Source organism: Tenacibaculum sp. TB-53 (genome assembly GCF_059716285.2).
Genome location: NZ_CM202790.1, coordinates 262,685 through 282,574, shown reverse-complemented (window position 1 = coordinate 282,574; position 19,890 = coordinate 262,685). Strand labels below are relative to the sequence as shown.

Annotated in this window: 5 protein-coding genes; 1 reads left to right on the top strand and 4 read right to left on the bottom strand. The window is 32.6% G+C overall.

Going from position 1 to position 19,890, the window contains the following annotated elements; translation table 11 throughout:
• Positions 1-63: 63 nt before the first annotated feature.
• From AC3VJB_RS01280 to AC3VJB_RS01270, 3 genes are all read right to left on the bottom strand, one after another.
• A complete protein-coding gene (locus tag AC3VJB_RS01280; protein ID WP_497666646.1) occupies positions 64-1,647 on the bottom strand; it encodes a RagB/SusD family nutrient uptake outer membrane protein in 1,584 nt (527 codons plus the stop codon).
• A gap of 19 nt (positions 1,648-1,666) precedes the next feature.
• Positions 1,667-4,735, bottom strand: coding sequence for a SusC/RagA family TonB-linked outer membrane protein (locus AC3VJB_RS01275; protein ID WP_497666645.1), 3,069 nt, complete (start codon positions 4,733-4,735; stop codon positions 1,667-1,669).
• Positions 4,736-4,911: 176 nt separating this feature from the next.
• Positions 4,912-8,622, bottom strand: a complete 3,711-nt coding sequence (locus AC3VJB_RS01270) for a two-component regulator propeller domain-containing protein (RefSeq protein WP_497666644.1) — start codon at positions 8,620-8,622, stop codon at positions 4,912-4,914.
• Between the two features lie 271 nt (positions 8,623-8,893).
• Here AC3VJB_RS01270 and AC3VJB_RS01265 point away from each other — a divergent pair, with 271 nt between their 5' ends.
• Positions 8,894-9,070 carry a hypothetical protein gene (locus AC3VJB_RS01265; protein ID WP_497666643.1) on the top strand — a complete coding sequence of 59 codons (177 nt, stop codon included), beginning with the start codon at positions 8,894-8,896 and terminating at the stop codon, positions 9,068-9,070.
• Positions 9,071-9,129: 59 nt separating this feature from the next.
• Here AC3VJB_RS01265 and AC3VJB_RS01260 read toward each other — a convergent pair whose 3' ends face one another.
• Entirely contained in the window at positions 9,130-19,875 is a 10,746-nt protein-coding gene (locus tag AC3VJB_RS01260) for a LysM peptidoglycan-binding domain-containing protein (RefSeq protein ID WP_497666642.1), read from the bottom strand.
• Positions 19,876-19,890: the final 15 nt, after the last annotated feature.

Sequence of the window (19,890 nt, the reverse complement as noted above, 5' to 3'; positions counted from 1 at the left end):
AAAGATGCCGCCTCAACGACATCTTTTTGTTAAACTTAAATTAAACTAAAAAAATGACTAAAATTACCATCCTATGTTTTGCTTGATTCCTGAAGAGATAATTGCTTCATTAGGAATTGGCCATACATGCATATAACTAGGGTCAAAATTTCTTGCTTGCCACACTTGTTCAACAGTGTAGTCTGAATCTGGGTTTGATCTATCTGTATGAATTCTACCATATAAAGGTTTACTATATACTTCAGCAGCATCTCCCCAACGTACTAAATCGTAATGTCTGTTAGCAAACTCACCAGCAAACTCAACTCGTCTTTCGTGCTTTATATCTTCTAATGTAGCATTGGTAACTGGAGCTAATCCTGCTCTTTCTCTTACGCTGTTTAAATCAGCATCTCCGTTTCCTCCTTGTTGTATTAATGCTTCCGACTTCATTAACAATATTTCTGCATAACGCAGTATTGGAGTATTATATAGTGTTGTTGGTGAGTTACCGTTGGAATTTATATACGTTCCTACTGGATTTTCAAATGTATACTCATACATGTATTTGTTGAACTGAAACCCTGATAGTGAGTTTTCTGATTGGTATCTTTTTGTTTCTCCAAAAAATTCAAACTCGTCTCCAAATTTTAAGATGGTTACTTCTCTTCTTGCATCGTTAGGTTCAAATTCGTTATACAAGCTTTCTGTTGGTGTATAATATCCCCAACCGTTATATTGCCCCCAGCCTTTATTTTCTAACATTACACCTGGTAAAATACTTCCGCCTTCAACACCTGAATTAGCAGACCAAATATATTCACTCGTCCAGTTATTAAGATGACTGTGTAACAACCTGAAATCTTTTTTAGGGTTATCTGTATCAATAAGTGCTCTACCCGATCCTGAATTTGTTACTGCATCACAATAAGTTACCACATCAGCATATTTAGAACTGTCGTATTGTGCCCAATACAAATAGGTTTTTGCAATGTAAGCTAAGGCTGCATCTTTATGTGCGCGTCCGTAATCACCTTCTCCCATTTCTGTAAAAAGAGGCAATAAGTTTGCCGCTTTTTTTAGGTCTTCAACAACAAATTCATAATTTTCTATGACGCTTTGTGGTCGTTTATAACTTCCTGCTTCATTGTTCATATTATCTTCGGTAACAATAGGGATACCTCCATTTTTATCATTATCTCCATAGGTATGTGCTAACCAGAAATAATGAAACCCTCTCATAAAGTAAGCTTCGCCTAACAAACGATTTTTAGTTGACTGACTAATATTCATTTGCGAAACATTTAAAATAACATCGTTCGCTCTCCTTATTATCTTATAACTTTGAGGATACATCCAAGAGGTATAACCTTCATCTCCAGTTATATTAAAATTTTTCACATTATCTGCTGTAGCATTTAGTCGTCCTGTTACCATATCGTCTGATGCATTGATATACCAAAAGAACCCTCTTCCAAACATATCATCATCTTTCATATAATAATATAAACTGTTTACTGCTTCCAGAGCATCTTGCTCTGTTTTCCAAAAGTTTTCATATGAAGTACTTCCTAATGGATCTAGATTTGTAAAATCATCTGAACAGGAAACAAATCCTACTTGAATACTTACGATGTATGCAATTAGTTTTATATATGTATTTTTCATCTTCTTATTTTTTATTTTGTTATAATGACAATGATATTCCTGCAGAGATAGTTCTTGCTGAAGGATATCTACCTACATCTAATCCCTTACCTCCTACTTCAGGATCCATTCCACTATAGTTTGTGATTGTAAACAGATTTTCTCCTGAAACATAGATTCTTAATGATGATTGACTTAATACAGAACTCATTTTACTTGTTGGTACTGTATAACCAAGTGTTACGTTTTTAAGTCGTAAGTAAGAAGCGTCTTCTAAATACCAACTAGATGTAGTTCCATAAGTTTGATTATTATCTTGTGTTGATAATCTTGGAATATTTGTGTTTGTATTTTCAGGAGTCCAAGCGTTTAATACACCATTATCTAAATTATATCCTTGTTGAGAAGCATTGAAAGCTGTAAACTTATATGCATTAAATACTTTAACACCTCCTACTCCTTGGAAATTCATATTTAAATCAAATCCTTTATAATCTAAATTTAATCCTAAGTTATAGGTTACTTCTGGTAAATAACTATCCATAAAAACACGGTCGTTATTATCTATTTTACCATCGTTGTTTGTGTCTTGAAACTTAAAATCTCCCGGTACTGCGTTAGGCTGTATTAATTGCCCATCTTTACTATGTGCATTGACTTCTTCTTGTGATTGGAAAATTCCTAAGTAAGGCACTAAGTAAGTTGAGTATAATTCTTTTCCTACTACAGATCTGTATGGGTATAATGTGCTTCTAACATTATCTGAGTGTGCTATATAATCAATTCCACTACTGTTATACCCATTAAGGTTCTTTAATTCATTATCAAGAAAACTAGCGTTTGCACTAATACTATAATTTAAGTCTCCTACATAATCTTTATACGAAACTGCAAATTCATATCCTGTGTTTTTAACTTCTCCTCCATTTACATCAGCAGCCGACGTTCCTTGGTGAATATCTTCTAGTCCAGGAATAATCATTCCTTTTGTGGTTTTCTCAAAATAATCAGCAACAATAGAAAGTCGGTTGTTGAATAAATTCATATCAATTCCAAAGTCTAAAGATTCTGAAATTTCCCATTTAAGGTTAGGGTTTGATTGTCTTCCTACATACGTACCTTTATCGTCTAAAGAACCATCTGCTCCTAAAATAACATTTGTGGTGTTTAAAGGAACATCAAAAGAGTAATACCCTACAGAGTTTATATTTCCTATTTGTCCCCAAGATGCTCTTACTTTTAAATTATTAATAGCTTCAATATTAAAGAAATCTTCTCCTGATATTTTCCATGCTGCTGAAGCTGATGGAAAATAATCTGCCTGATTTTCTTTAGCTAAACGTGAGGTTTCATCTCTACGAATACTTCCTGATAAGAAATACTTACCTTTATAGTTATATAGCACCCTTCCTATTGCAGAAGTTAAAGCATCCTCGTACACATCTGTCTCTGGAGTTCTAATTACTGATGCATTAGACATGAATTGATTGAAAGGTTCTTCACTACTAAATCCTTCTCCTTGCTGGAAATAGTATTCGTAATCGGTAAACTGTGACGAGTAAACAGCGGTAAGATCTAAATTATGATTTCCAAAACTCTTTTTATAGCTTAATTGATTATCCCATACCCAACGCTTAGTATCTGAGTAACTCTGATATAAATAATTATTTAAATTCGTTCTTCCTAACTCAGGAATTTTTGGAGAAAACTTTTTATATTTCGTATCCGTAGTACTATAGCTATAACTCGTTTTAAACTTTAATCCGTCCGTAATGTCGTAGTTAAGGTATACGTTAGCGTTTAAGTAATTAACAGGATTACTAATATCTGGACGTAACAACAAGGCTACAGGATTATATACGTCTCCGTAAGCTCCTGCATAATTTGATAAATTTTCTGGTACTACTCCACTAAAATTTCCGTTTGCATCACGTATTGGTGCTGATGACGGCATGTATAATGCATTTACAATACTACCTGAGTAAGAACTTGTTGAGTTTGTACCTACTGCTTCACTTCTTGAATAATACACATTTTCACCTATAGTAATATTATCTGTAAGGTGTATGTCTGTTTTTACTCTAAAAGAAAAACGTTCTGAATAGGTATTTAGTAATAATCCTTCTTTTTTATGATAACCAAAAGAGGTCATATAATTCATCTTATCAGTAGCACCACTTATATTCATATTGGTATTGTACATAGTTCCTGATCTAAAAATAGCATCCATCCAGTTAGTACGTGTTACTTGACCCCATGGATTTTGTTCTGCATCGTGAGCAGACTGTCTTGGAGCACCTGCATTATCTGCCGCCATATTGTATACATCTGCTTGTTGCTTTGCATTTAAAGGCGTAGGTAATTTAGCTGCTGATTGCACACCGCTATAAAAGTCAAAACTAATTCTTGGTTTTCCTTTTTTCCCTTTTTTAGTTTCAATTACAATAACACCAGAAGCTGCTTGTGCTCCGTATATTGCAGCAGCAGCTGCATCTTTTAAAATAGATACCGATGCGATGTCGTTAGGGTTAATTGCTGGCCCGTAATACGGTACACCATCTACAACTGTAAGAGGTTCTTCATTCGCAAAAGAACCGTACCCCCTAATTACTACTTTACCGTCTTCAGATGGATCTCCTCCTTGTTGTAAAACAGTTACACCAGATACACTTCCTTGTAAAAAATCATTCAACGTAGATACTGGCCTACTAGACATAGATTCTATGTTTTCTACTGTTGAAATGGCTGAAGTAAGATCTCCTTTTTTTGCACTACCATAACCAATTAGTACTACCTCATCTAAAACGCTCGACTCTTCATTAAGTGCTATTGAAAACTCTTGGCTTCCCGAGAAAGGAAGTTCTAGTGTTTGAAACCCTATAAAAGAAACTACTAAGGTTCCTTGATCTTTATTTACACTTAGCGTAAACTTACCATCAAAATCGGTAGCTGCTCCATTCTTACTTTGCTCTTTAATAAGAACAGTTGCTCCGGGAATGGGTTCTCCGTCTGTTTTAGACACAACGGTACCTTTTAAAATAGTTTGTGCTACCGTTCCGGAGACTACCCCGAAACATAATAACAATATAAATAAATAGTGTTTTTTCATTTGATAATTTAGGTTTTGATTCTGAGACGAATCTATTTCAAGATGCTTTTTAAAGAGGGTCAAATGGTTTCAAAAAGGAGTACTTATATTTCAAAAAGCCTCATAAAAACACCTTAATTCTTACACTTTTGTTTCAGTAACCTTCTGCTAACATTAGCCTAATCTGAAGCTAACTTTTATGCTACTACTTTTTGTTCTTTGTAAGCTTTAGGACTCATATTAAAATGCTTTTTAAATTGCCTGCTAAAGTATTTTGGATTGGCAAAACCGCACTCAAAACTAATTTCTGAAATGTTTAATACATTTTGACCTAATAGGTGTTGTGCTTTTTGAAGTCTTAGATTAATTAACACTTCTGAAGGAGATTGTTTGAGTATTTCTTTAAAAACACGGTAGCATTTTACTTTAGATATTTCTAATTTTTCTTGAAGACTTTCAATATTAAAAGTATGATCGTGCAAGCATTCATGCATATAAGTAAGTGCCTTTTTTACTAGCTTTTCGTTTGGTGATAGTAATTGCTCGTCTTTATGATTCTCAATCCAACCGATGTGACTTTCTGTTTCAAATAGTTTTTTTCTGCTGCTTAGTAAGTTGGTTAGCTTTGCTTGCAAAAAAGTTTTACTTACTGGAAGCTGAATGGTAACATCTATTCCTAATTTAGTAACTTCTTCCATTTGAAAGTATCCAATTTCTTCTGATAGGTATAATATAGGACAGTTAGATAGTTTTATATTTTCTTTACGGTTTTCTAAGAACTGTACTACTTTATTTGTAAGTTTTACATCATAAAAAACTATAGTATCTACATTGAGACTTGAAAGTGCTGAAAATAATTTATCTACATTGTTTTCAAATATTAAATGATAAGTTTCTTCTCCCAATAATGATTGTAATATCCCATAGTTCATTTCACTAGTCAATACCAACACTTTATGTTTGCCTTGTGGGAGCTCATTTATCATCCCTATATGATTCCACTGTATCATTGAGGCTTTTTCTGAGGTTACTTTGTGAAAGGGTACTTCTACTTTTATTGAAATAATTCCTTCTTCAGAATTATTTATATCCAACTTTCCATTTAATTCTAATAGTAAATCTTTCGCTGCTTTAAAATAAGGACTATAGCGTTGTAAACTTTTTATATTATTAACTAAAATACCACTATCAGAATTTACTTTTAGTATTAGTTTGTTTTCTTTTTCGGTATAGGTTATTTGTATGTTACTACCTTGATTACTATACTTTATAAAGTCATTGAAAATATATTTATAAAAAAGTTTAAAACGAAGTAAATCAATAGTTATCCACTTGTCTTCTACTTGGGTTTGATAGCTAAGATTTATTCCTGATTGTAGTAATTTTCGTTCTAAATTTTGGGTTAAATGATGTAAGAATGTATTGATTTTTATTACCGATTTTTCTGTAGTGTTTATTCGGTTTACTTGTTCTAAAAAATCCCACTCCGTTAATACATCTATCATGGTTTTCGCTTGACTAACTAATTTTGTTTGTATTTCATTTGGAATGTTATTTTGCTGACTATATTGTAGCATTTGCATTAATGGCTTTTTAAACTCTGCCAATACAAACGTTTTAAATTTATCTATTTCAAAATCTTCGTTTTTTAATTTGTGATGTAAAGCCAGTACTTCTTCTTTTTGTTTGATAATTTTTCGGTTTTGATCTTCGAGCTTTACATTAGCTTTTATTAAGTCTTTCTTCTGCTTATTAATTATAGCTGTTCGTTCATTAATTTTTTGTTTAAGTTTTTCTTGGTAAATTTTATCTTTACGAACTTTATACCCTAAACCTAAAATGAGTATAATTACCCCTCCTGATGCTAAACTCCATGCAAACCAAGAGGTTTTATAAAAGGGTGGGGCTATTACTATTTTTATAGAAAATATATTTGTTTTAGAAGCACTTAAACTATTTTTCACTTCTAAAACATATTCTCCATGTGGTATTTTCTTATATAAAATAGGGGTTGTTCTATACACTCTCCAATCTTTATCAAAGCCTTTCAACTTATATAAAATTAAATTTTCATGATTTTTTCGGTAGGATACAGGAGTTATACCTAGGCTGATATTATTTTCTGAAAATGTTTTTTCTACTACACTATTATTATTTTCTACCCCATCTATTTCTACAACTAATTGAGGGAGATTCTTATTAAACTCTATTAATTCAGGAGCGAAGTAATTAACTCCATTAATACCACCAAAATACAACACCCCCTTGTTATCTTTATAATAAGCTCCTTCTGAAAACTCTGGAGCTTGCCATCCTTCTTCTGGATGTAAGACATTTACTTTATAGTTTTTTCTATTTATTGAAGCAAGACCTTTAGTTGTACTCACCCATATGTGTTTTCCTTTAAGAATTACACTGTAAACCATATGGCTTGGTAAGTTTTCTTTCTCTGAAATAGTTTTTACTACTCCTTTTTTACGATCAAAAACTGTTACTCCCCCCAAAGTTGCTATCCAATACAACCCTGTTTCTTCATCTTTATCAATACTATATACACTATTACCTGTTAAACCATTTTCTGTAGTAAGGTGATGTTTTTCTCCATTATTCCTATTAAATAGGATCATTCCATTATTTTCTGTTGCTAAAGCCAGTTCTTCACCATTAACAAAAACGTCTCGAATATGATATGCTTTTAAAAACTCGCTTCCTTCAACATTTTCAAACTTATTTTTTTTTGTGTTGAACACTGCAATTCCTCCCCAACAAGCAAACCAAATTCTACCATTGTTAGTTTCTGTCATTGCATAAATCCTATTTGCTGGTAGTAAAGGATTCTCTTTTGCTTCGTAATAAGACACTTTTGTTTTATTTATGTGAATTAGTCCTGCATAGGTACCAACCCAAATAGAACCGTCTGTAGCTGTATATAAACTACGTATTCTTTCCCAATCTTTATTTTCTTTTGCTTTCTCTAATCGTTTTTTAATAAAACATTTGTCTGATTTACTATAGTTATATAATCCTTTGGTATAATAACCTAACCAAAGATTATTATCGTTGTCCATTGTTATAGCTCTTACAGTTTCATTAGGCAAATGCCTATATTCTACAGGATGGGGAGCAATAGTGTTTATATGTTCAGACCCAACGTAAGCCATACTTAATCCTCCATCTTTATGACCTAACCAGATGTTACCAAAGCTGTCTTCATAAATTTTTTCAATTTCATTTCCTGTAAAACTGTAAGGGTTATATAAATCGTAGGTATAGTGCTCTATTTTTGTTTCGTGAATATCTACCTGATTATTTCTTATTACATAAAGCCCACTTTTTCTTGTTGCATACCATATATTTCCTTTTCTGTCTTGATAAGATTCATTAATAATTACTTCAGGAAACTTGTTAAGTAATAATTGATCATTAATTAGTTGTTTGTTTGTTTTTACTTGTGTTTCGTTTACCTTCAGGAAACTCATTCCATCAAACTCTAAATATTGTCCACTTTTAGTTTCTACTATAAGATTATTTTTCTTTGACAGCTTTAGGTTAACGGGAGTTTCAGAAAAATAAAAATTTTGAAAGATTGATTGATTTACAAACCTACTTACGGTATTATTATCTGTTAAACACCAAATTGTTTTAGTCCCATCTCTTTGTAGACTATAAATTACATTTCCTGCAAGAGAAGTTGAGTCGTTATTTATATGTTTGAAAACTTTAAAATCTTTACCATCATAACGATTAAGTCCATCCCAAGTGGCAATCCATAGTCGTCCTTTAACATCACTTATAATATCATTTACTGAGTTATTGGAGAGTCCATCTTTTGTAGTTAATGTTTTAAATTTTAACGATTGACTAAGACTTGTAGTAACAATTAAAAAAAAGAAAAAAAACAACCTCATACCAAACAATTTCATCTTTTATAACCGACAAAACTACTTTAGAGAAAACACAGATTAACCATAGTAAAATTAAGTTTTGATTACCTAAATGTTAATATTCCAACCTACCATATAACTAAGGATTGTTAACTAATTATAAATTCTATTAATACTAAATTTTAGCCCTTTTTTATATAAATATAAAAAAGGGAAAGCCTTACTTATTTTACGGTTTTTAAAAAGTTTAAAGAGTACTAATATCCTATTTTTAAGAAATTTAAAACAACTAATTATGTTACAACACATTTCAACCTTAGGATTGACATTAACAAAAAAAGAACAAAAACTTGTTCTAGGTGGTGCATTACCAACATGTAGAGTGTGCTTTGATTATTGTAAATCTCAAAACTTTCAGACTAAAGAAGAGTTTAGTGCTTGTTTTCATGATTGTAAACAAGAGCTTTGTTAAATTTTAAAAGCGGACTTTCGTCCGCTTTTCTTTTATCTACATCTTTTAAAACACTTTTCTTATAAGTTTTTTATGTACTTATAAGGTAGTACTAAATTTGATAATTGTATTAATGGTAACTGAGTTTCGGTTACTTCAGAGAATACCGACAAATCAAATGAAAAATAGGCTTCTGTTGTTGTTGGTTTTTTATCTTCATACCACTTTTCTAATGCTTTTGCTAACTGACATACAAAAGGTGTATCAAAAGTAATTTCTTCTGAACATCCCTCAGTCGGTATTGTATAGTCTTCTGGAATTTTAAAAGAAAAAGGTGTGTATAATAACACTGGTAATTGAACCGGTGGTAAATCACTTTTAGCTGTTTCTTGTAAATAGTAATTCCAATAGCCTGTTATCTTAATTGTTTGTTGATGTAATTGATCGTACGTAAAAAATGTTTTAAAGAATGTTGCCAAATGTTCTGACAAAGACATACTGCTTCCATTCTCATCTAAGATTTTAGCTATATTAATTTTAGTATTATTACTTAACAACGGTATTAGTTTATTAGAAAATCTAATTAAAGGAGTTCTGTAAATGAACTTAGGATTTGTAGGGTTGTCTTCCACCAATCCTTCATTTCTAATTACTGCAATTCCTGCCCATGTATTTTGGAACTGCAATACATTTAACCCGTTTACCTCAACAGTTCTATTTGGTATTTCAAAAGAGCAAGGATATCCTAAATACTCCTTTACTTTGGCTTTAGGGTCTTTTACGTACCAATACGAATTTTCAATTGGTGCTCCAGATTCATCCGTTGCTTGTACTCTTGTATAATTATTTATGTTAATTAATGGAGCACTAGGAATCTCCGCCAGCTTAAATTCATTCATAAACAACTGCTTGTCTATTTCAGACATATCTTGAGGAAGCACTATACTTACTACCAAACGCTTACACTCTTCACCTCCTTGGCAATCACAAGTAGTAGTAAAATGTGGATCTTCTTTTTGTTGTATGATAAAATTATAAGCACTTGTAGTTTCTGTATCCCCCACTTGAGAAGCTTTATAAAGCATTGCTTTTTTATTATGTTCATCCCAAGCTAATGATAAATTATTAGTTAACTGCACCATAGCTTGCATTGCATAAAATGCTTTGTCAAGATTTGGATCAGTCTCATCAGATGTAGGAGATATTAGGGTTAAATATTTAGTCATATCATTTAATACTGATGACCATACGTTTACCATTTGAGCCATATCGTTGAATAGATTACGTGTACTACCACGTTTAGCTTGTAGGTTATTATCCTGACTATCAAAAGTATTAAACCTAACATCAGAATAAATTTGGTCTTGTGCTGCTTGATCTTCAGAATAAGTGTACGTGAAATTCCATTCTGAAGCTTTCTCTAGAACTTCTTTCGTTGTATCACCTACTACTGACACTGCTTTACCTTCTTGAGTTGTTAGCGTTGGTGGTTTTGGATAATTACGAAGAACTATAGGAATATCTACAGTACCTAAAGACTGCTGTAATGGAGATTTATCGAAATCAGGTCCTACTGTTTCAGCTAAATTAACAGGCACTATAAATGTTAACCATTTTGATGCTTGATATCCTTTTACATCTGGCACATCTGTAATATCAAATTCAACATGAGTAATTTGATAATCCATTCCTAGAGGCACTGTCGTAAACTCTTTTGTGTTTTTAGTAGAAAAGATAAAAGATATATCAGATGTTTTTTCTCCATCTTCGTAATCTAACTGTATTTTGGCATTAGAAATTGAATACAGTTTACTATCTCCTTCTGTACTACTAACAATACTTGGAGTACCATATAAACGAGGAGCTATCTGATTTTGACCTTCTCTTGCTATTCCTGATTCGGCAGTAACTTCCATTTGTACCACTGCATTAACAGAATAAGTATTTCCTAACTGAATAAGTAGTTGTTGTTTAAACTTTTCTTGAGCATTTAATTTTCTTGTTTCATTTACTTCTGGTGCTGTAAGAATTGGCTCTACCTTAGTTGAAATAGTTTCTGCCAGTAATGATTTAGCTTTGGTTATGGCTTCAAGGTAAGATGTAGCATCACTATTTAAAGATTTTAAAAACTCTTTTTCTTCTTCAGATTTTAATTCATCTACCAAAAATGCTGGCACTGCATATTCTGAACTTAAGAAAAGGTCAATTGCATCTAAACATTGTTTTCCCCAAATATCCATATCTACATCCGTAAAGTTCTTTACTGTACCTTTTTCACAATCTAGCCCTTTACCTGTTACATAAGAACATATTGGAACATCCTTTTTAGATACTAAGCTAGTGGAAATTGGTAAAGGCGCATAAAAAGATGCATTTAATAAACTATAAATATAGATCTGTATCTTATATGTGGTAAACTCTTCTTGGGTAAGAACTCCTTGTAACGCTTCATCAAAACTAGCTTTACTCATATATATAGTTCCTACTAACGGAGTAATCTTATCTACTACAGAACTAGGAACTCCTAGATTTGATAGTTTAGAAATTGAATCGTTTGTAAGTTCATAAGAACCTGCTGGCTCAACATTCCAATAAATACCATTGCCTGGTTTTAGTCCCATTCTTACAATGTAAATAGCTTCATTTTTCTGACTTCCAACCAACTCTTTATCTATACCTGTAGCTATTTTAAGTACGTATTCATTTTCTTGATAGAATGTTTTTTCAAAATTGACCGCAAATTTTGTTAATGAATGATTTTGAACTTTCTCACCTGTACTATTTTCTTGTTCAAGATTAGGAACATAAGTATTTGGCTGAACAACTGTATTGGTTGAAGTAACCGATGGGCTATCTTTAAAATCGTTGTTAACAAAAGAAAGATCTCTTTCCATACGTAATGCCACTGTTAACTCAAAAATAGAAGCTGTTTCCAAATTTTCTATTGCAACTGGTTGTTTTATTGAACTCATTGTTGGAGCTGTAGGAACCGATTGACAGTAAGCAATAGCATATAAATAAGCGTAAATTTCTTTTACAAAATTATTGATTGGTGCTAAGTCTACATCTGTTTCAATTCCTGGCAGCAATGAAGTGCTTAATGAAAGTGTAACCGTATTTTGATCTTCTACATAAGGATTAAATTGATTAATTTGATAGTATATGTTGGTATATACAGCTAAATCGTGTAATGCATTTTTTTGATACTCTGGTGCATCTGGATTATTAGGGTCAGATACGCAAGGTTTACCATCTGTATTTAGGTATCGTGTAACATCAAAAGAGAAATTTAATAACAATTCTCGGTCTGTATCATTTTCTAAGGTTACATCATAAGTGATAAACAAACTTGGCCATTGCGAGAACCCTTTTAATTCATCAAGGTATCCTACTTGCACTGGTGGATTATTAAGAGGTGATTTTGTATTCAACTCTGGATTACTAAACGGTGTTACCGTTTCATTACCGTAATAATCAACCCAATCAAAATGTATTTGTAATGTGTTACCTATACCTCTATATGGATTGTCTTCTTTTTGAGGGAATCCTACCGGGTAAGAATTATTAGGGTTATCAACCGCATACTGTGCAATAGGCATTACTTGATTATAAGTCCAAGGCGAATTAGTATTCTCTTCATTTTGGTCTTTATCATTCGCTGGACCCGAAGGTAAGCCTACAATACTTTTGTTAAAATATCTGTTAGCAACTACTTGGTAGCTTAATAAATTGTATAAGTTATTCAAATAGGTTTCTGCATATCCAGCATCACTTGGATTATCTGGAGGAGTTCCCGGATTTGTTCTACTTAACTCAAAACCTGCTGTACCTTGTTGTATTGATGATACTTTATGAACTACCTGATCAACTATAGCAAATGTTGTATTGACATTAAAAACAGCTGCATCTTTAATTATAAAAGATAATGTATCAACATCAATAAAATAATAATTAGCAATGCTCTGCATCGTATTACCTGGTGTACCTTCTCCTGTTGTTATTTTATAAGTAACTGTAGGTATTTCTACCAATTGCCACACAGGTAAACTATCCCAATTGTCAATACTTGGATTAAGGCTCTTAACATCATCTGGATTTACATTAAAATATTCTGCTATGGCTGTTAAGTTATTAGACGGTGTATCTGATGAAAGACCAACCTCATATTGCAATCCGTCCAATACAATTGGTTTTGCTGAGGTATTAAGTTTCACATCTGTTTCATTAAGGTTAGCGAGCTCGCTAATTAATATATTGTATTGAGATGAAATGCTTTGTAGCGTTTCATTTGCTGAAGTAGTTGTATAGCTTAAATCTTTTTGGGCTTTAGATTCTGCATAAACGATAGAAGATGATGTATCAATTTTGTCTCCCGTTATAGCACAGTTCATAAAATCTTTAAGAATATTATTATATGAATTGCTATAAGTAACCAATAATGATATTGTTCCATTTCCTGAACTATCAAAAATAGTATCAGGGAAACCAGTATTTCCTTCAATTTCGTTGTATAATAAATAGTATCCTCCAGATCTTGTAATACTACACTCCCATAACAGTTTTACAAAATCGTATAATGAATTTAAAACTCCATTAGGTTTTTCAGCTTCTTCTATTTCAAGACTTTTTTGTAATGATTTTAATTGTACTGGATTTGTTTCTGTTGATAAATTAGATTGAACTATAAATGTTTTCATATTTAGATTTCCAACAGAAAGTAATCCATCACTTCCTTCATACAACCATTGTATATCTTCAATTACTCCTTGATTATTAGAAGAAGAATTAGGGTCTAAAACTCTTAATAATCTTTCTAAAACCTGTGTTCCTGATTCATTCGCTCCTATTAACTCATAAGTAAATGCACTTGTACCCGGAGCAGTATCGTCAGCCTGCTTTTTAATGTCTATTTCTAAAAGTGTAGACCATCCATAATACTCAGAGTTTTTATAATCCATTGCTCCAGTTGTGGCATTATATGTTCCTATTTGAATATCCATAGCTGAACCAGCTCTTTTAGGTATGGCTATCTGTTGTAAAAGACCTGATGGGAAATTCCAAATTAGTGGAGATATTTCAGTTTGTCCTCCCAAACTACCATAAGGAAGGGTTACCTCTCCTGAGGTACTCCATTGGGTAACTGTTTGAAATGTATATTGAACAGGAATTAAGTTATAAGGCTTCATAGCTGCCAGTTTTAAAATATTTGGCTCAATACCTGTTTGCTGAGCATAAGTAACCACAGTAGCTATTTGTGATATGTCTTCTGGGGTTAACTGTATTGGTAGTGTCGCTTTTTTAGGATCTCCTGAAGGAACTTCTCCGTTAAATTGCAACCAACTTAATGTAGTGTTGATTAAATTAATCGTAAACCCTTCTTTAACGTCACTTGGTATTTCAAATTGCTGTCCAGTTAATCGATATAATGCACAATCATCACCTGTACATGGAGAGTTTGCATCGAGTGTTAAACCTGGTAAGGTAGTTGGCAACCTCATTCCATGAAGTTGGTATCTCGATACCATACCTGATAATTGTGTATATGATTGTTTTGCTTTGAAATAATCTAATATACTTTGTACATCTAAGCATCTTAATTCTGGTATGTTTGTTGTACTGTAATTATCTGAATCATAAAATAAATTATTGATTTGTTGGTTATGATAATTTGTTCCTAAAACCTCAGAGGTTGTGTTATATTTTTGAGCTATTTTACCTAAAGTTTCTGCATCATCTGGATTACTAAAAGTAGCAGTTGTGTGAACAAAAGGTTGAATTAATAATACCCCTAATGGTTGTACTTGCAATGATTGAACTTCTGCATCATTAGCAAGATCATTTACTGTTACTGTATTAGTAGGGGTATTTAGTTTTTTTGCAATCCCTATTAGAGTATCTCCAGGTACAATTTCATAGGTAATACTATCATAAACAAATGAATTACCTGATATAAATAATCCTGGAACAGATTGGTTTTGTAATAATAAATCAGCTACTGAAATATTATTAAATGTGGCACTAGCTATACTAGTAAAGGTATCTTCGCTTTTTGCTGTATAATTTGCAGCTGCAATAATCAAGTTTGCTTCCGTAGTTAAAAGTGTATTTTTCTGAAAGCTTGAATCATTCGCTAAATCTGCTACGGTAGTTTGCAATCCTGTAGCTACCTCGTTAATAGTATCAGTCGCTTTTACCGTATAAGTCTTGGCATCATACGTAATTTCTTGAACTTGTAATAATCCTGGAATGGCTGCATTTTGTGTAATCAGTAATGCTGTTTCTAAGGCGTATTTAGCTCCGATAGAAATAAAATTGTCGCCATCAAGAATAGTGTACATTACTCCAGTAATTTGAATGTCAATTCCACCATTTAAAGGATGAGATTGATTGGCCTTAGAAAGGTTACTTACCTCAACAGCATTAGTTGTTCCATCAGAAGTGCTTATACTATTAGCCCAGTTTGCCATGGCATTTAGACTGTTACCCTTAGATAATGGATATGTGTAATTTTTTAATGCATCTTCTGCGTATCCTATAAGTTGTTTTCCTATAAGTACAAAATAGTCTTCAAATACAAATGTTGATAAAGAATGTTCTACTGAGGTGCTTTTTTTCAGGGCTGCATTCGTGTTTTCTTCAGATACTTTTACAGCTAATTCATTAAACCACTTTTTAACTTCAGATAAATACGCATCTGTTGCCATATTATATGTGCTAAAATCAATATCAACTCCTGCATCTGGAACAGATAACTCTAAATCGAAAAACATTGGGAATACGGCTGCTGTTTCAGGTTTTGAACTTTCTGTAACGTTTTGAATGTTCACTGCCTCAAATGTATCTTCAAGGAATGATAATAGTTTATCTGTAGGAATTGGTAATGGAGTATCTTCATTTGATAACAAAGCTAGTAATAGCTGTAAATCGGCTTCAGAAACTGCTAATTCGTTTGCTGTAGCTCTCGTACTTTCTGTAGCTGTTTCATCTGCATAGTTTTGTATTAACCATCTAAAAAAGTCTTGACTTAAATATTCAAACGATGAAGTAACTGTACTATCTGGGTTTTCTGCATCAGGAGCATCAATCCAAAGTGAAGTGACATACTGAGCTGTTTGACTCTTTAAATCCCCACTTTCTGATCCAGCAACAGTTAAATGTGGAATAAAATAGATATTTAGTGTAGGTGACTTCTCTTCTGTACTTACCATTAATTTAGAGCTGTAATGCATGTCTTTGATCGGTAACTCCGATAATTGGCTTGATTTTGCTGCATATACCAAAGCTCTGTCATCAACAGAATCTGAAAGTTGTCTGTTCCATGGAGCCATACTTGTTTGATCTGTACCAATGGTAAGATCTGTTCGTATTTCTGCCTTGAAGCTAAAGTTAATTTTAATAGAGAATAACCCTAAGTTTATTTTTGCTGAAACTTGTACATCTACTGAAGCTACAATAGCCAGAGGCATTTTGTTATAAGCTTCTAAAGTTGCTTGTGCATATACTTTTACTGTTATATTTACAGATGCCGAAATAATTCCAAAATCTAAAGAACCATATAATTTACCAATTAACCCAAGAGTTCCTTGTAACCAATAGTAATAAGAAGTTTCGACTTCTGTCTTATTATTCTCTTGAAGAGTTCCTTGATATGGATGATATGTAGCAATTACCCCTTCTAAAATACCAAAAATTGTAATGCTAAATCCAGCTTTTAATACTCCGTAATTAATACTATAACCAACACCTACCTGTAAACCTATTCCAAAAACAATTACTGGATTAAAATTACCATAATTAGTTTGTGGTACTTTTTTGGTAGTAGCACTGCTCAGTTTTCCGAAGTAAAAACCTCCTGATCCCATTGCTGGAATTCCTGGTGGTACAATAGCCTGTAAGGTAAAAGATCTTGAAAAGTCAAGTTTATACGGAAATCCTATATCTACCATAAAATCACCATTAGTATAAATGGCTAATGCAATAGAAGGAAGTGTAATATTAACTGCTCCGAACTGCAAATATCTCAAGGCGTCTGGTAGTGTAAGTGCTATTTGGTATACTCCTACTCCATCTGAGATTTTTTTATACATAATCTCAAAATCTAAGCCTGCAAAAATTTTAGCTTTATCACCTGCCATGGCAATTCGTAAACCATATAAGTTAGGGTCATTGAATACGGCTTGCATTTCTAATGTCCAAACTGGTTTTTCTTTGGTACCAACATTAAGGATTCCAAAATCGGTACCTATTAACCAATTGGAGTTTTCATTAAATGAAAGTAACGAGTTTCCTGAACCAGGACCAATAGGTACTTTGCCTTTTTCTGGAGTTTCAAATGCTTTTTCCATAGCATCTGTAACTTCTTTTATTGATTGGTATTGAGCTGCATTATTTAGCTCAACATGTTGCCCCATAGCTAATAAACGTAGCTCAAAATATTGCGTTCCTTGTCCAGGAACCTCTGGCATATTTTTTACATCTTGTCCTTTTTCTTTATTAAAGACATTACTGTCGTTAACAGCTGGTACTACTGAACTACCATCAAATGCTATTTGAACACCTTGTGCATTTTTTGTTAGCTTAATACCATTGATTGTTATGAATATTAAATCAAGACTTTTTGGTAATTTATAATCTACTACTACCTCCTTAGTATCTAAATTATAAGTAACCTTAAATCCATCTAAACTTATTTTATTGAGAATATCCCAAGGAGCATCTAATTCAAAGTTAGGATCGAATAGCATTTTCATAAATGAGGTAAGTAACGATCCTACACTCCAATTTTTAATCTCAAAAATGATCGTTCTACTTTCTCCTGCAACATTATATTTCGCTATAAATCCTTCCCATTCAATCATTAATAATTGGTCATCACCATCAAAATTATAACCAATTTTAACTTCAGCATTAAAGTATTCAAGTAAAACACTTCCCATTACACCGCCAGAATATTGCTTTCCTGCTGCTTTGGTTGCATCATATTTTAAGGCTAACGCCGCTGCAATATCAATTTTCTGATTAATAATAGGGAAAGTAAACTTCCACTCCACACTCGTTTTAACTTCATAAGAGCCTTTTTCTGCTCCATTTGGAATATCTGCGGTTAAATCAAAACTAGTAATTGACAAATCTGCTGGTAAAAAACTAGTAGGCAACTCAAAGCCCACTTTTTTAAACAAACCGTCCATCAATTGTCCTAAGTTTAACTTGTCACCTGCAGGCATGTTTATACTTAAATCCCACCCTCCATCTTCTGTTGAAGAATTATAATTTACTGCTGATTGTAATCTTAAATCTCCTATAGAGAAAAGACCACTAATAGCAGCTGTATATACATTTGAACCTGTTCCTGTTACTGGAGAAGTAGAGGTAAGTTGTAATGCTGCATCAGTTAATGATATATTGGTAATAAGGTTCATTTCAATATCTCCTGATGCAAAAAATGCATAGTATTTACTATTGATATCCATATCAATACCAAACCCTGTAAATACTACACTTACCAAACTTTCTGGTATTTTTATAAAACCGCCTGTTATGGCTGCTAATAAATCATTAATTGAAACGGTTCCATCAAAAGCTGCTGATAAAGTAAGATCAGAAGTAATTTCTACATCAAAACCTCCTTTGAATATGGTTGGAAAAAAATTTACTCTTGATGTGAAAAAAATACTCTGAGCATTGATTGTTCCTGGTCCTAATATCCACCAATTTACATCAAACTCTTCAACCGAAAAATTATCAAAGAGGTTCCATGTACCAACTGACCCCACTTGTGCTGAAACACTATTTATTTGTACCCCATTAGTAAAGTTTAAGGAAGTTGTAAACCCTTTGAATGCAATACTATTTAAATACTGTTGCAATGTTGGAGGAATATTACTAAACCAATTATTACCAGCCATTAATGAGAACATATTTAATGGCGTAAGTGGTTTTTGAGGATCTGACGATATTGCAATATCAAAAGCTGATGATTTTGGAGCAACTGAAGTAGTGAAATCCATTTGAATATCTGTCCCAAGATGCAACTGTAATTGAAAAAATAAAGAAGGTGTTTGACTTATTTCTGTTGTTGATTCTGAATCTTCTTCTAAAACATCCTCTACAGATTCTATCTTGAAACCTACAGCAGGGTTACTTACTTCTAAAAACAAAAGAGATACAGGAGTAGCATTTATAGGTACAATAAGATTCATATCTGGATATAAATACTCCTTATTATCTACTTTTGATGGATCTAACATCCCTGTTAAAGGAAGTTTTGTACTTACCGACCATGATGTTAAAAAATCAACAACATCAGCTAACCAATCTGTAAGAGTTATCATAGCAGAGAAATTCTGCCCTTCAACTAAAGGGATGTCTGAATTTTGCCATTTAAAATTATCCTTTTGTTCTGTACTAAACATAAAAGATGGTGAAGTATAAGGTAACCCATCAAAAACACCTCCTGTCATATATTCCCAACTAGTCTTAAAAGTCCAATCACTTAATGCGATTTGTATAGTAAACTGAGCTTCTCCTTTCTCATCAACAACAACCTTTAAAATAACATCTGTATTAGTTTTTTCTACATTTAAAATGTTTGCTTTAGCATTACTTATGGTCAATGTATTCCCTGCTGGATCTGGAATAGATGTTTCTGACGTATCTATCAATAAAAAAGTTCCTTCAGCTAACTGATATCCTTTAGACAATAACTCATCTAAGTTTTCTGGAGGTGTTAATTGAGAAGCAGAAAAAGTAGCAGCATTAATAGTGATATTTCCATTATTAGCAGCTGCCTGATCTCTAAAAGTGGTTGTTAAATTATAAAGACTCATAATACGAGGTGTATA

Excerpts from the sequence above, each read along its gene's own strand:
- AC3VJB_RS01275 (WP_497666645.1), bottom strand. The coding sequence starts at position 4,735 with ATGAAAAAACACTATTTATTTATATTGTTATTATGTTTCGGGGTAGTC.
- AC3VJB_RS01265 (WP_497666643.1), top strand. The coding sequence starts at position 8,894 with ATGTTACAACACATTTCAACCTTAGGATTGACATTAACAAAAAAAGAA.
- AC3VJB_RS01280 (WP_497666646.1), bottom strand. The coding sequence starts at position 1,647 with ATGAAAAATACATATATAAAACTAATTGCATACATCGTAAGTATTCAA.
- AC3VJB_RS01270 (WP_497666644.1), bottom strand. The coding sequence starts at position 8,622 with ATGAGGTTGTTTTTTTTCTTTTTTTTAATTGTTACTACAAGTCTTAGT.
- AC3VJB_RS01260 (WP_497666642.1), bottom strand. The coding sequence starts at position 19,875 with ATGAGTCTTTATAATTTAACAACCACTTTTAGAGATCAGGCAGCTGCT.